Raw genomic sequence first — 15,296 nt, 5'->3', positions numbered from 1 at the left:
TTTTTATAGCTAAAGTATTTGTTGTAACTTAACATTAAAATAACATTGGGCTGCCGATAAAAATAGTCCTTTGCAGTGACAAAAACTAAAATCGATTTACAAATGCCCTTTAAGTATTTTCTTATAGGTATTACACTTTTATTCATTACCGTAGCACATTCTCAGGACATTACACCTAAATTCGGAGAAGGAATGCTTCGCCTTGTGAGTAAAGATAGTTCTTGGAGCGTACGCTTTGCGCCACGAATTCAGTTTCGAGCCCTTTCTAATTGGGATTACGAAAATGATAAATTTGGAAAACCAGAACACAGTTTTTTAATACGCCGTGCACGCCTTAAATTTGATGGTTTTGCTTATTCTCCGAAGCTTCGGTATAAAATAGAATTAGGCCTTTCCAACCAAGATATTTCAAGAGCTTCAGATTTTACAGGGAATGCGCCCAATATAATTTTTGACGCAGTTATAATGTGGAATTTTTATGAAAATTTCGAGCTTTGGGCTGGTCAAGCAAAATTGCCAGGAAATAGAGAACGCGTAATTTCATCTGCAAACCTTCAACTAATAGACCGTTCCATTCTTAACAGCACTTTTAATATAGACAGAGATCTTGGAATTCAGCTTCGTCATCATTTTAATATATCAGAAAAAATTATAATACGAGAAATGCTCGCTTTTTCACAAGGTGAAGGTAGAAACATAATTACTGGAAACCTTGGTGGCAATCAATATACAAGCCGTGTGGAAATTTTGCCTTTAGGTGAATTCACAAAAAAAGGAGATTATATTGGTGGTGATATTTATCGAGAAAAAAGCCCTAAGCTGGCAATTGGTGCAACCTTCGACCTAAATCAAGACGCCGTTAAAACCCGAAGTAATATGGGTAATTACATGGAAAATGACATAGGCTTTCATGAAACCACTATAAGCACCGTCTTTGTAGATGCTATGTTTAAATACAATGGTTTTTCATTTATGGGTGAATATAGCTATCGCGATGCCACAGATCCTATTGCTAAAAATAGTGATGGTTCTACTACTGGAGAAGAGGTTTATACAGGTCAGGGCTTCAATTTTCAAGGAGGATATATGTTTAAAACCAATTGGGAAATTGCAGCAAGGTTTAGCAGTATTTTACCTGAAACTAGATTTTTAGCCAACGATACGCGTACCCAATATACGCTAGGAGGCTCTAAATATATTGTGGGGCATAAACTAAAAGTACAATCAGATTTATCATATGCAACAAATGGTGGCGAAAGTGATTCTATTGAATTTAGAATAGGTTTCGACCTACATTTTTAGTGTAATTACAGTTAACAATTTGGTAACAATCATTCCTATTTTATATGGGAAATTTGCACCAGTTTAATAAGACAAAAAAATGGATAATATTTATTTATTAATGATCGTTGCCCTTGCAGCTTTAGCCATTGCAGATTTGGTAGTTGGAGTAAGTAATGATGCTGTAAATTTTCTTAATTCAGCAATTGGCTCGAAGGCAATTTCATTTAAAACCATCCTAATAATTGCCAGCTTAGGAATTTTCATTGGCGCCGTTTTTTCTAGCGGAATGATGGAAGTAGCCCGAAAAGGAATTTTTGTTCCTGGCGAATTTTATTTCGATGAGATCATGATTATTTTCATGGCAGTAATGATTACGGACATCTTACTCCTCGACTTTTTTAATACCATTGGTCTGCCAACATCTACAACGGTTTCAATCGTATTTGAACTTTTGGGAGCAGCAGTAATAATGGCGCTTATAAAAATCGGTCATAATGATGCAGAAACGTTTTCAGCACTTTCAAAATATATTAATACAGACAAAGCTGTTGAAATTATAATAGGCATCGTAGCATCGGTTATCATCGCCTTTACGATTGGTGCCGTCGTTCAATACCTTTCCCGACTTATTTTTACTTTTCAATCTGAAAAGAAAATGAAATACTTCGGCGCTATTTTTGGCGGTATTGCACTTACAGCCATAAGTTATTTCATTTTTATGAAAGGTCTTAAAAGCACCCCTTTTTACGGAGAATTTAGCAGTATCATGGAAAGCTATTCGCTGTTAATGATTGGGTCAAGCCTTGTTTTTTGGACAGTTTTCTCACAACTGTTTATGGTAATTTTCAAAAAGAACATCCTTATTATTGTAATTGCCGTGGGTACTTTTAGCCTTGCATTGGCTTTTGCAGGAAACGATTTGGTAAACTTTATCGGTGTACCAATGGCTGCATATCATAGCTTTTTAGATTGGTCTGCTTCAGGAGTAGTTGCCTCTGAATTCCGAATGAGCAGCCTTGCAAAACAAGTTCCTGCAGAACCTTTATTACTCTTTATAGCAGGAGGTGTTATGGTCCTTACACTATGGTTTTCTAAAAAAGCACGTACTGTTTCAGATACAGAGATCGATTTAGCGCGTCAAGGAGATGGTCATGAAAAGTTTAACCCGAACATGCTTTCAAGGTTTTTAGTGAGAGGTTCTACGCAAATAGCTACGTATCTAGAATTTATTGTTCCGCAATCACTTCAACAAAAAATAGACAAGCGTTTTGAAAAGCCAGTTATAGATTTACCAAAACACAAAAGCTATGAAGTACCTGCTTTTGATATGATTCGTGCTTCCATAAACCTTGTTGTAGCAGGGGTTTTGATTGCTACCGCTACTTCTATGAAACTCCCCCTATCAACCACTTATGTAACTTTTATGGTGGCGATGGGTACTTCATTGGCAGATAGAGCTTGGGGCCGCGAAAGCGCCGTATACCGCGTTGCTGGGGTGCTAAACGTAATTGGCGGCTGGTTCTTTACCGCATTTGTGGCATTTACCGCAGCAGGAACCTTAACCTATTTGATTTTCATCGGAAAAGGCGCAATGATCGCTGTTCTTTTATTGTTAGCTATTCTACTTTTAGTTCGAAATTACCTTTCACATAAAAATAAAGTGAAGCTAAAGTTAGAAAAAAGCGGATTAAAGAAAACCGAAAGTAAAACAGTACAAGGGATTATTCAAGAAAGTGCTGAAAACATTAGCAATGTCGTTTCCCGTTCCAACAAAATATACACCGATATGCTTCGCGGTCTTGCAAAACAGGACGTCAAAAAACTAAAGAAGAGTAAAAAAGGTGTCAAAAAATTGAATGATGAGGTTGAAGAATTACGTGACAACATTTTCTATTTCATTAAAAACCTAGATGAAACAAGCGTAAGCGGAAGTAATTTCTATATTGTAATTTTAGGTTATTTAACGGATGTGGTGCAGTCGCTAGAATTTATTTCGAAAGCAAGTTACAAGCACGTTAACAACAACCACAAAGCACTTCGTTTTAACCAAATAAAAGATCTACAAGAAATTGACTTGTATCTGGAAGCGCTTTTAAATGATATAGATGATATTTTCCATAAGAAAGAATTTGAACGTATCAAGAATGTACTCGATAAGAAAGAAGAAATTTTTGCAAGTCTTTCTAATAAAATTGAAAAACAAATAGCCCGCACGCGTACTGAGGAATCAAGCCCAAAGAATACTACATTGTATTTCAGTATGCTTCTAGAAACCAAAGACCTTATAACGGCGCTAATGAATTTGATGGAAGAGTATTATACCAGTTATAAGAAATCATAAAAGGGTTAAAACAACCTAAAACAAAAAGCCCCAACTTATCTAAGTTGGGGCTTTTTTATTCCTAATTAGGGACGCAAATAAACTTGTTTTAAGAGCCACACATTAAACAATCGTCATCTGGTGCATTTTTAGATTGCGCAAGCATTTCGCGAAGTTCTTGTGGTGTCATTGGCTTTGTTGATGCACCTTGCACTTCAGCCACAGTTATTTCTTCAGCAGCAACAGGCTCTTTTTTATCTTCTTTCTTAAGTGTAAATTTAATAGCATCAACTGCACTTTTCGTTCTTAAGTAGTACATTCCTGTTTTAAGTCCACTTTTCCATGCATAAAAGTGCATTGAAGTAAGTTTTGCCATATTCGCATTCTCCATAAATAGGTTTAACGACTGACTTTGGTCAATGAAATACCCTCTGTGGCGAGACATATCAATAATATCCTTCATAGAAAGTTCCCATACCGTTTTATAAAGTTCTTTCAATTCCTGAGGAATAACATCCACATCTTGAACAGAGCCGTTGGCACGCATGATTTCTTCTTTTAGGTCTTCGTTCCAAAGTCCTAATTCAACCAAATCTTTCAGAAGGTGTTGGTTTACTACAATAAACTCACCTGAAAGCACACGTCGTGTATAAATATTTGAAGTATAGGGTTCAAAAGCTTCGTTGTTGCCAAGTATTTGTGAAGTGGAAGCAGTTGGCATCGGCGCCACTAAAAGGGAATTACGCACCCCGTGTTTCTTAACATCTTTTCTAAGTTTTTTCCAATCCCAACGACCACTTAATTCTTCGTCTTTTATTCCCCATAAATTATGTTGAAAAAGCCCTTCAGAAATAGGCGAACCTTTATAGCTTTCATAAGTTCCATCTACTTTCGATTCTTCCATAGAAGCGGTAACTGCTGCAAAATAAAGGGTTTCGAAAATTTCTTGGTTTAATTTTTTAGCTTCATCACTCGTAAAAGGCAAACGAAGCATAATAAAAGCATCTGCCAAACCTTGAATTCCTAAACCAACAGGACGGTGACGGAAATTCGAATTTTGCGCTTCAATTACGGGGTAATAATTTCTATCAATTACGCGGTTTAGGTTCTTTGTAACACGTTTTGTTACTCTATAAAGCTCTTTATGGTCAAATTCGCCATTCTTCACAAACATAGGCAGGGCTATAGAAGCCAAATTACAAACAGCAACCTCATCTGGCGAGGTGTACTCCATAATTTCCGTACATAAATTTGAAGAACGAATGGTGCCCAAGTTTTTCTGGTTACTCTTACGGTTTGCGGCATCCTTATAAAGCATATACGGTGTTCCCGTTTCAATTTGTGATTCTAAGATTTTTTCCCATAGTTCACGGGCTTTTACAGTTTTTCTACCTTTATTTTCAGCTTCGTATTTATGGTAAAGTGCTTCAAATTCTTCACTATGACAGTTGTATAAATCTGGGCATTCGTTCGGGCACATTAACGTCCACTCTGCATCAGACTGCACACGTTCCATAAACAAATCTGGAATCCACATGGCATAAAATAAATCGCGCGCGCGCATTTCTTCTTTTCCGTGGTTCTTTTTTAAATCTAAAAAGTCGAAAATATCCGCATGCCATGGCTCCACATAAATTGCGAATGAGCCTTTTCGTTTTCCACCTCCTTGATCCACATATCTTGCAGTATCATTAAAAACACGAAGCATAGGCACAACCCCATTTGATGTTCCATTCGTTCCAGAAATATAAGAACCCGTTGCTCGCACATTGTGAATTGACAACCCTATTCCTCCTGCAGACTGCGATATTTTTGCCGTTTGCTTCAATGTGTCGTAAATACCGTCAATACTATCGTCTTTCATTGCAAGCAAAAAGCAAGACGACATTTGTGGTTTTGGCGTTCCACTATTAAAAAGTGTTGGCGTTGCATGTGTGAAATATTTTTTCGACATCAGTTCGTAAGTTTCCTTCACAGAAGCCAAATCGTCCATATGAATTCCTACCGAAACACGCATCAACATATGCTGTGGGCGTTCTGCAATTTTTCCGTTTAATTTCAACAAATACGAGCGTTCCAAGGTTTTAAAGCCGAAATAATCATAGCCAAAATCACGATTATAAATGATAGTTGAATCTAACTCTTCCGCATTTTTTTTAATCACTTCATACACTTCGTCGCTCAATAAAGGTGCTTTTTTTCCCGTACGCGGATTTACATATTCATAAAGATCCGTCATTACTTCAGAAAAGGATTTTTTTGTATTTTTATGAAGGTTAGAAACAGAGATTCGCGCCGCCAAACGTGCATAATCAGGGTGTGAGGTAGTAAGAGTAGCAGCAATTTCCGCAGCCAAATTATCGAGTTCACTGGTTGTAACACCATCGTAAAGCCCTTCAATAACGCGCATTGCAACTTTTACTGGATCAACTAACTCGTTTAGGCCGTAGCATAATTTACGTACACGCGCAGTGATCTTATCGAACATCATAGGCTCTTTCCGGCCGTCTCTTTTTACTACATTCATAATTTTGTTCTTTTTAGGTTAGAAATTTAAGCTGAAAATTCAAGGCGCAATTTGCAAACTGCACAATATCAATCAGTTGTTATTAAAAAATATTATTGGTTGAAAGCTGTGCTTTCTAAAAATCTGCGTCGAAACTAATTTTATTAGATTCCTTGTCTTTATTGGTAACCCCTGCTTTTTGATATTCTCCAACGCGTTTTTCGAAGAAATTTGTTTTCCCTTGAAGCGAAATCATGTCCATAAAATCGAATGGATTGGTAACGTTGTATTCCTTTTCACATTCTAATTCTACCAACAGTCTATCGGTTACAAACTCCAGGTACTGCGTCATTAATTTTGAATTCATTCCAATCAAACTAGCAGGGAGTGATTCAGTAATAAATTCGCGTTCAATATTCAAGGCGTCCACAATAATTTCGCGGATGCGTTCTTTTGGAACTTTGTTTTTTAAGTGATGATTGTGAAGATGAACAGCAAAATCGCAGTGAACGCCTTCATCTCTTGAGATTAATTCGTTTGAAAAAGTAAGTCCAGGCATCAATCCGCGTTTTTTCAACCAAAATATAGAGCAAAAGGCACCAGAAAAGAAAATACCTTCCACCGCAGCAAAGGCAATTAAACGCTCAGCAAATGAATCGCTCTCAATCCATTTTAACGCCCAATCTGCTTTCTTTTTAATTGCAGGAAACGTATCAATTGCATTAAAAAGTTGGTCTTTTTCTTTTTCGTCTTTTACATAGGTATCAATCAACAACGAATAGGTTTCACTATGGATGTTTTCCATCATAATCTGGAAGCCGTAGAAAAACTTTGCCTCACTGTACTGAACTTCGTTAACAAAGTTTTCAGCAAGATTTTCATTTACAATTCCATCAGAAGCTGCGAAAAAAGCAAGGATGTGCTTAATAAAATAACGCTCATCGTCGTTTAATTTTGATGTCCAATCGGTAAGATCTTGGTGCAGGTCAATTTCTTCGGCTGTCCAAAAACTCGCTTCACTTTTTTTATACCACTCCCAAATATCATGATGTTGGATTGGGAATATTACGAATCTGTTTTTGTTTTCCTGTAAAATTGGTTCTACTGCACTCATATGTCCTTTGTTTTTAGATTAATTTTCTGTCGCTACTCGGGACTAACAAATATGTGAAAATTTAAGGGAATTTTAAGACGTTTTCGAGGGAGGTTTTTAACAAAGTTTTCAACACGTGATTTTCAATTGTTTACAAATTTTTAAAAAAAAAAATTTTCAATACACTGATTATCTGTTATTTGAAAAATTTTTAGTAGGCTGACGAAGCAGAAAAGTTTACAAAAAATGAAAACAATTTTTACACTTTTTAATGCTTTAGAAAGTACTGAAAAACCTAAGGTTTAGGAAGAAAGAAACCGCAAATACAGAAAGAATATCGCTAACATATTTTACGCATTCGCAGCAAAAAAATTACTTTATAAAATCAAACCCACAGTATGGAACCAATACTTCTGGAATTTTAATTCCATCTTCAGTTTGGTAGTTTTCAAGAATTCCTGCCAAAACTCTTGGCAATGCCAAAGCACTGCCATTTAATGTATGTGCAAGCTTGTTTTTTCCATCGGTATCCTTAAAACGAAGTTTTAATCTATTTGCTTGAAAAGTTTCAAAATTTGAAACTGAAGAAATCTCCAACCAACGATCTTGTGCTGTAGAAAACACTTCAAAATCGTACGTTAGTGCAGCTGTAAAACCAAGATCCCCACCACAAAGACGAAGAATTCTATAGGGTAATTTTAATTCGCGAAGCATTTCTTTTACATGCTCTACCATCCCATCTAATGCAGCGTATGAATTATCAGGATGCTCTATACGAACTATTTCTACTTTATCAAATTGGTGCAAACGGTTTAAGCCACGAACATGGGCCCCATAACTTCCAGCCTCACGACGGAAACAAGGCGTATAACCCGTGCAAGTAACTGGTAAATCTATATGATTCATCAAATTGCCCCGAAACATATTTGTTACAGGAACTTCTGCAGTAGGAATTAAATAAAGGTCATCAACACCCACATGATACATCTGCCCTTCTTTGTCTGGCAACTGCCCTGTGCCATAGCCTGAAGCTTCGTTTACCAATAATGGAACTTGATATTCCGTATACCCAGCGGCAGTATTTTTATCTAAAAAATAAGAAATTAAAGCGCGTTGCAAACGCGCCCCTTTACCTTTATAAACTGGAAAACCTGCGCCCGTAATTTTTACACCAAGCTCAAAATCTATTAAATCATATTTCTTTGCAAGCTCCCAATGCGGAAGCGCGCCTTCAACAAGCTTTGGAACTTCTCCTTCTTTATACACCTCTTCATTATCATTTTCATCAGTTCCAGCTGGCACCAATTCATTCGGGATGTTTGGAAGTGTATAAAGCAACTGTTGCAATTTTTCAGCAGCAGTTATCATCTGTTCATTTAGTTGTTTTGAAGCTTCTTTCAATTCAACTGTTTTTTCTTTTAATTCGTTGGCCTTCTGAATTTCACCACTTTGAAAAAGCTTTCCTATTTCTTTAGAATATGAATTGCTCTGTGCCAAAACCTCATCTAAGCGTGCTTGCGAACCACGACGTTCTTCATCAACATTTAATATTTCTTCCAAAACGGAAGCAGCATCAATACCCCTTTTGGCAAGTGCTTTTATATATTTTTCTTTGTTTTCGCGAATGTCGGTTACTTGTAGCATTTTCCTGTAATATTTTGAATCGCAAAGTTAGGAAAATCACGCTATTCTTTAATAGGCTTTTCATTATAATCCTTCGGAGAAGGTAAAATCCATTCCGTATGCTTAAAAGGATGCCATTTTTCTAGTGCAATATTAACTTCAGGATTTGTAAATTGATGGTATTCGCCACCGTTAACACGAACTTTAGAGTCCATATAAACAGCAACCTCTTTACCTTTTTCAGCTTCTACCTGCTTAATTTTCTGTGCTAGCTGCCACATTAAATCAGGTTTTGTAGCAACCGCAGATTGCTGTTTAGTTCCTATAAGATTATTGTAATTGTACCGTTGTCTGTATTCTGAATCACTTTCTTTTATCCAAACTGCAAGGCTGCCACTTTTAGAACGAAGCATCATCCGCCAGCTTAAGCGGTGGCCTTCTTCGGTCCAAAGTACATCGTCTTTAAAAAACCAGTGACGCAATGGCAAACCTATCTGAAAGGCGAAATAAATTCCAACTACCATGACCAAGAATTTTTTATAATTTGGAATGACAACATCATTTCCTAGGTATATTTTTTTCTTTGGCAGAAATCGTTTTTGTAATATTTGTGGCGTAAAGAAAAACAATGCAAAAGCAATGGACATATACGGGAAAATACCAATTTGAAACACGATAGAATTGAAAAGATGAAAAAACACCGAAATCACAAACCCTAGAAGCCGTGTTCGCCTCCAAAGCATTAACGGTACAATGAGTAGATCGAAAAAAATACCGGTGTAAGCAATGGTCCAATGCACCCAATTTTTTTGTAGGAGCTCGCCAATAACCCAATAATCACTCTTAGCTCTCATTAACAGTGCCGGCATAGACGCATTGAGCCAATCTGGATAAAATTTTGCTACGGAAGCAAAGGTATACACAATCCAAACTTGAAGTATCAGCACTAACAATACCCAACGGGGCATTGCTGGTGTTTTTAAAGCTGGATTAGTTTTAACATCTAATGAAAACCATCGATTTGCAGGCAAAAAAGCCATAATCCAGCAAAGCAACATCATTAAGTAATAGTGGTTGTTATAGCTCGATTTTTGCATTAAGTAAACGCCAGTCCACATAATTGCGTAAGCAATCATACTAAACCGATACTTATATCCCAGCATCACAAAAATGCCAAAGAAGCCCATTATCACAAAATAATAATACATGCCTGGGCCTTGAAAATACTGTAGGAAATCGAAGCCAATAAAATTGAAAGTAAAAGGGGTGTCAACCAATGTACGGCGTACCCATCCTGTAAAAATAGCACCAATTGCTTCAGTTGCAATTAGCAGCCCAAAAACCACCCTAAAAAGGATAAGACCCGTATTATCTATTTGTTTGAATAAAAAATTATTCACGTTGTTTTAGATATAGCTTCGCAAAATGCTCGTCTTTTAAAATTTCTTGTCTTAACACTTCAATAGATTCGAAGTTTTTCTCGTCGCGGATATGTTTCAAAAACTCAATAGTAACCTCTGTATTATATAAATCCTTATTGAAATCTAAAAAAAAGGTTTCTATTGTTTTTTCTTTTCCACCAACAGTTGGGTTTGTGCCAATGCTTGTAATTCCATAGATTTTTTCGCCATCAATTATAGCTTGAACCACATAAACTCCATTTTTCGGAATTGATTTGTAGTCCTCTTTTAGCTTTAAATTTGCCGTAGGGTAATTAATGGTGCGGCCAATTGCTTTTCCTTTAACAATTTCACCAGAAATCATAAAATTATACCCTAAATAATTGTTTGCCGTTTCAACATCGCCTTCATTTAGGGCTTTTCGGATTTTCGTAGAGCTTATTGCAACATCATCAATTTCTTTGGCAGAAATTTCTTCTACTTCAAAATTATACGTTCTTCCAAACTCCTTTAAATCTTCAATATTGGCGACCCTATTTCTTCCAAAACGATGGTCGTAGCCTATAATTACTTTTTTGGCTTTTAGGCTGTTTACCAAAATATCACGCACATATTCTAAAGCTGTTAAACGTGAAAAAGCGTGTGTAAATGGGTGAATAACTAAATGATTGAGTCCTGTTTTTTCAAGAAGCTCCGTGCGTTCGTCAATGGTATTTATGAGTTTTATATCCAATTTTTGCTGAAGCACCATGCGTGGATGTGGAAAAAAAGTAAGCACCACGGCATCTAAATCTTCCTTTTTAGCTGTTTCAACCAAACGTTTTAAAATGGCTTTATGGCCCATGTGAACCCCATCAAAAGTGCCAATAGTTACCACACTTCGACGATCATTTTTATATGTTGAGGCTGCCAAATATTTCTTCAAAATCAGTTCCCATTAAATGAATTCATAGTAATGTTCATTCCTGCCAATGCAAAAGACTCTATAATATTACAACTTAATTCTAAACGTTCGGGCAGTTGTTTATCTTCTTCAGCATCCCATTCTCCCAAAACGTAATCTACTTGTCGTCCCTTTGCAAAAGCATCGCTAATGCCATAGCGAAAACGATTGTAGCCTGTGGTTTGTAGTGTATTTTGTATATCTTTCAACCCATTGTGGCCACCATCACTTCCTTTGGTTTTTATACGAATGGTACCGAAAGCTAAGTTTAAATCGTCCGTGATTACAAGCAGGTTTTCAAGAGGGATTTTCTCTTTCTCCAACCAATATTTTACAGCTTTTCCACTTAAATTCATAAAAGTGCTTGGTTTAAGAAAAATAAAGGTTCTTCCTTTCAATTTATGCGTAGTAACATCGCCTAACTTGGCTGTTTCCCATGAAAGGGAATTTTTTTCCGCATAAAAGTCTAACACCTTAAAGCCAATATTATGGCGCGTATTTTCATACTTTGGGCCAATGTTTCCTAAGCCTACGATAAGAAATTTTTTCATTGCATCTTCTTCTGAAATGGGGTTGGCAGCATTTACCTTAAATATTTTTTTAAATAATGATACCATAGTACTCTCAATATTCTGTAAAAATAAAAAAAGCACCCCGAATTAATAGGGTGCTTTTTACTTATATTTAAAAAGAAGTTTTTATGCTTCTGCAGTAGCTTCTGCAGCTTCTGCTCCGCCTTCGGCAGCTTCTCCTTCTTCTCCTTCTTCGTCGTCAACATCTGCAATGGCAGTACGAGAAGTTCTAACTTGACAAATTACAGTATTGTCTGTGTGTAATATTTTATATGCATCGTTTTGAACGGCAGTAACGTACATTTTGTTACCAATACGCATTTCAGTAATGTCTGCTTCAATAAAATCTGGAAGATTTTCTGGGATAGCTTTCACACGAAGTTTACGAGATACGATACGTAAAACCCCACCGTTACGAACACCACGAGAGTTTCCTGTGATACGAACTGGGATTTCCATACTCACTTCTTTATCATCGAAGATTTGGTAAAAATCGATGTGAAGAATACGGTCTGTAACTGGATGAAATTGGATATCTTGAAGTATAGCATTAATTTTATTGCCGCCTAAGTCAATTACAACAGTGTGTACATCTGGAGTATAAACCAAGTTTTTGAATGCAATTTCTTCTGCTGAAAAACTAATTGGCTCATCCCCTCCGTAAACTACGCAAGGAACCATTCCAGCATTACGTAGGGCTTTCGTTGCCTTTTTGCCCACGCTTTCTCTTTGTGATCCTTTAATTGTAATAGATTTCATTTTTGTTTATTTTGTTTTATGAATAAAAAACTCCCTAAAAAGCTGTTTTTTAGGGAGTGCAAAGATAAATTTTATTTTGGATTAATGTTTTGCGTTTTAGGTTTTTTTTGAGATTAACAGAAACCCTTCTTTAGTATCTTGATGTTTACATTAAAAACTTGGAACTTATAGACTTATTCGCATTAACACTCAACATAACTTCAGCAAAAAGCTTAGCACAGCTTATTACACGAATTTTATTATGTGGTTTTGTAGGAATTGAATCAGATACAATTAACTCAAGCATTTGTGATTTTTCAATACGCTCGTACGCATTTCCGGAAAGAAGTGGATGCGTACAAACAGCACGAACACTAAGAGCGCCGCGCTCCATCATTAAATCTGCAGCTGTAGTAAGTGTTCCGGCGGTATCAACCATATCATCAACAAGCACTACGTTTTTACCTTTTACATCCCCTATCAATTCCATATATGAAATTACATTCGCTTTTTCACGTTGTTTGTAGCAGATTACCACATCACTTTCTAAAAATTTAGAATATGCATACGCTCTTTTGGACCCCCCCATGTCTGGAGAAGCGATTGTAAGGTTTTCAAGATTTAAGCTTCTTAAATATGGTAAAAAGATGGTTGAAGCAAAAAGATGATCCACAGGTTTTTCAAAAAATCCTTGAATTTGATCTGCGTGTAAGTCCATTGTTATTATACGTGTTGCCCCGGCAGTTTCAAGCATTTTAGCTACTAGTTTTGCCGCAATAGGAACACGCGGCTTGTCTTTTCTGTCTTGACGTGCCCATCCAAAATAAGGTAATACAGCCGTTATATGACGTGCAGATGCACGTTTTGCAGCGTCAATCATTAGTAAAAGCTCCATTAAATGGTCGCTGTTTGGAAAGGTAGAGCCAATTAAAAATACGCGACTACCCCGTACAGATTCTTCGAAAGAAGGCTGAAATTCGCCATCGCTATAGTGAGATGTTATTACATTTCCCAAGGGGATGCCATACGCTTTCGCAATATCTATTGCGAGCGACTCGCTTTGTTTACAGGCAAAAATCTTGGGGTCTGGTCCAATGATCGACATAATATTAAGTTTGATTAAGCTACAAAGGTAAAAATTTAAGTGAGCCCATTTTAAAAAAAATACCTTTTATAAATTTTCAGTTAATTACAAATAATTGTTTATTTTTGCCTCCCGTTTGCTCGAGTGGCGGAATTGGTAGACGCGCTGGATTCAAAATCCAGTGTTTTAGGACGTGCGGGTTCGATTCCCGCCTCGAGTACTAGAAAACCCTGTTAATCTATTAATTGACAGGGTTTTTTGATTTAAACTAGTCAGTGTTTAGTCATTTTAATAACAAAACCTCAACATTGTCTACCACTTCTATTAGTATTCCCCTCTCCACACTCATCAATAAACCTAGGCATAGCACACATTCTTTTCCTTTACCTAAGACAATACTTGTTTTCAACGAATACCTAATCAAGTAGTACGCTTATTTATTAAAAGGCATCGGAAATAGGTTTGCTGTTTTTTTGTTCACTCTCAGGCTCTAATTTTATCCTAACAAATGGATAAAAAAGCAACAAATGAATAAAAACCTAACCTATTTTCCGCCCATACAAGAAAAACAAACATCTACAAGACAAGATGAAAAATGGGACGAAGCCGTAGCACTGTTTAACAGCAAACAATACCCTAAGGTATTGCCAACGCTATTAGATTATGTAGGCAGTCATTTTCAGAGTAAAAAAAGCGGTGACACTTATTTAATTGCGCACGGTTCTGTGCTTGTAGGCATTACACAAACAGACACCCACTTACATATTAAATGTCCGTTTTTAAATATTGAAAACGCTCAAAAAGTACCCTTAATGCGGAAGCTAGCAGAGATACGAATGCACCCGCTTAATTTAACCAATGTAGTGTTAGAAAAAGAGTTGGTTTACTTTTCATTCTCTTGTCCTATCAATTTATGTGAACCTTATAAAATATATTCCGTACTTCGAGAAATTTGCTTCTATGCAGATAGTTATGACGATGAGTTTATCGAAAAATTTGGAGCGACAAACCTCCAAGAGCCTAAAACAACTCCTTTTTCAAATGAATTAAAGCAAGAAGCATACGCCAATTATCAAAAAATATTAGCTGAAGGCTTAGAGCGGTTTGCTATTTATATGGAGAATAGGCACACCCATAATGCTTGGTACACCCTAAACATTACTTTAAAGCGAATAGAATTTTACTGCGAACCTCAAGGGTATTTACGCACATTGTTAGAGAGAGCCATAGATGGCATTTTTGACAAGAATACACCTTTTCAAAACAGATTGCTAAACGGAAAAAATAGCTTAGAGAAATTAAAGGAATACACAGAAGATAAATTCTCTGAAGATCTATATCAAATTGAGACATTTATACCTCATAAATACAGTAGTAAAAAGGACAATATTAGAGAAAACTGGGGCGATAACTACACTGAAGCTCAGGATATGATAGCAAATGCCAGGTTTGAAGATGCTTCAAATTTATTACAATCCTGTTTCTACGGTTTATTCTATTACAATCTAGTTGATGAAACCATAAAAAAACCAATAACAGATGCTTTGGCTCAGGCCAATGGTTTGGCTTGGAACCAGGCGGCTCCTATTTTGTTAAAAGGTATGGAAGCCATTATGGAAGATTCGTTTATGGGGAACGAATTTGGAATGGATTTATCTAAAATAATGGGGGAGCAAATGCAACAATCAATGGAGCTAATGCAGCAAATGATGGCTAACTATAAAACTAACTAA

At 36.5% G+C, this 15,296-nt stretch carries 11 protein-coding genes and 1 tRNA gene; 4 read left to right on the top strand and 8 right to left on the bottom strand.

Annotation, left to right across the window (positions count from 1 at the left end; genetic code table 11):
• The first annotated feature begins 75 nt into the window (after nt 1-75).
• Both ABJ955_RS06555 and ABJ955_RS06550 read left to right on the top strand, forming a co-directional pair.
• On the top strand, nt 76-1,302 hold the full coding sequence (locus ABJ955_RS06555; RefSeq protein ID WP_347373798.1) for a porin: 1,227 nt from the start codon (nt 76-78) through the stop codon (nt 1,300-1,302).
• Between the two features lie 79 nt (nt 1,303-1,381).
• Entirely contained in the window at nt 1,382-3,625 is a 2,244-nt protein-coding gene (locus ABJ955_RS06550; protein WP_347373797.1) for an inorganic phosphate transporter, read from the top strand.
• Between the two features lie 88 nt (nt 3,626-3,713).
• On the opposite strand, the gene ABJ955_RS06545 is transcribed toward ABJ955_RS06550, so the two are convergent.
• The 8 genes from ABJ955_RS06545 to ABJ955_RS06510 form a co-directional block, all read right to left on the bottom strand.
• Nucleotides 3,714-6,131, bottom strand: coding sequence for a ribonucleoside-diphosphate reductase subunit alpha (locus ABJ955_RS06545; protein ID WP_347373796.1), 2,418 nt, complete (start codon nt 6,129-6,131; stop codon nt 3,714-3,716).
• A gap of 115 nt (nt 6,132-6,246) precedes the next feature.
• Nucleotides 6,247-7,224: a ribonucleotide-diphosphate reductase subunit beta gene (locus tag ABJ955_RS06540; protein ID WP_347373795.1), complete on the bottom strand. Its 978-nt coding sequence runs from the start codon at nt 7,222-7,224 to the stop codon at nt 6,247-6,249.
• Nucleotides 7,225-7,575: 351 nt separating this feature from the next.
• Nucleotides 7,576-8,847, bottom strand: a complete 1,272-nt coding sequence (serS, locus tag ABJ955_RS06535; protein WP_347373794.1) for a serine--tRNA ligase — start codon at nt 8,845-8,847, stop codon at nt 7,576-7,578.
• Between the two features lie 41 nt (nt 8,848-8,888).
• Complete coding sequence (locus tag ABJ955_RS06530) at nt 8,889-10,226, bottom strand: HTTM domain-containing protein (protein WP_347373793.1); 1,338 nt, start codon at nt 10,224-10,226, stop codon at nt 8,889-8,891.
• Nucleotides 10,219-11,151, bottom strand: coding sequence for a bifunctional riboflavin kinase/FAD synthetase (locus ABJ955_RS06525; RefSeq protein ID WP_347373792.1), 933 nt, complete (start codon nt 11,149-11,151; stop codon nt 10,219-10,221). The genes ABJ955_RS06530 and ABJ955_RS06525 overlap by 8 nt, the downstream gene beginning before the upstream one ends.
• Before the next feature lie 2 nt (nt 11,152-11,153).
• The gene (gene pth, locus ABJ955_RS06520; RefSeq protein ID WP_347373791.1) at nt 11,154-11,786 is read right to left on the bottom strand and encodes an aminoacyl-tRNA hydrolase; all 633 of its coding nucleotides are present in this window, start codon (nt 11,784-11,786) and stop codon (nt 11,154-11,156) included.
• An 81-nt stretch (nt 11,787-11,867) separates the two neighbouring features.
• Entirely contained in the window at nt 11,868-12,500 is a 633-nt protein-coding gene (locus ABJ955_RS06515; RefSeq protein WP_347373790.1) for a 50S ribosomal protein L25/general stress protein Ctc, read from the bottom strand.
• A gap of 145 nt (nt 12,501-12,645) precedes the next feature.
• Complete coding sequence (locus ABJ955_RS06510; protein WP_347373789.1) at nt 12,646-13,584, bottom strand: ribose-phosphate pyrophosphokinase; 939 nt, start codon at nt 13,582-13,584, stop codon at nt 12,646-12,648.
• Between the two features lie 117 nt (nt 13,585-13,701).
• Between ABJ955_RS06510 and ABJ955_RS06505 the strand changes: the two genes are divergently transcribed.
• Nucleotides 13,702-13,783 (top strand) — tRNA-Leu (locus tag ABJ955_RS06505).
• A 307-nt stretch (nt 13,784-14,090) separates the two neighbouring features.
• Nucleotides 14,091-15,296 (top strand): hypothetical protein, encoded by a 1,206-nt coding sequence (locus ABJ955_RS06500; protein ID WP_347373788.1) that lies wholly within the window; start codon nt 14,091-14,093, stop codon nt 15,294-15,296.

The sequence above is a fragment of the Aequorivita sp. Q41 genome, assembly GCF_039831855.1.
Taxonomy (GTDB): Bacteria; Bacteroidota; Bacteroidia; order Flavobacteriales; family Flavobacteriaceae; genus Aequorivita.
This window is presented reverse-complemented; position numbering and strand designations above follow the sequence as displayed.

Coding starts and splice junctions, on each gene's coding strand:
- ABJ955_RS06545 (WP_347373796.1), bottom strand. CDS start 6,131: ATGAATGTAGTAAAAAGAGACGGCCGGAAAGAGCCTATGATGTTCGAT.
- serS (WP_347373794.1), bottom strand. CDS start 8,847: ATGCTACAAGTAACCGACATTCGCGAAAACAAAGAAAAATATATAAAA.
- ABJ955_RS06500 (WP_347373788.1), top strand. CDS start 14,091: ATGAATAAAAACCTAACCTATTTTCCGCCCATACAAGAAAAACAAACA.
- ABJ955_RS06515 (WP_347373790.1), bottom strand. CDS start 12,500: ATGAAATCTATTACAATTAAAGGATCACAAAGAGAAAGCGTGGGCAAA.
- ABJ955_RS06510 (WP_347373789.1), bottom strand. CDS start 13,584: ATGTCGATCATTGGACCAGACCCCAAGATTTTTGCCTGTAAACAAAGC.
- ABJ955_RS06540 (WP_347373795.1), bottom strand. CDS start 7,224: ATGAGTGCAGTAGAACCAATTTTACAGGAAAACAAAAACAGATTCGTA.
- ABJ955_RS06550 (WP_347373797.1), top strand. CDS start 1,382: ATGGATAATATTTATTTATTAATGATCGTTGCCCTTGCAGCTTTAGCC.
- pth (WP_347373791.1), bottom strand. CDS start 11,786: ATGGTATCATTATTTAAAAAAATATTTAAGGTAAATGCTGCCAACCCC.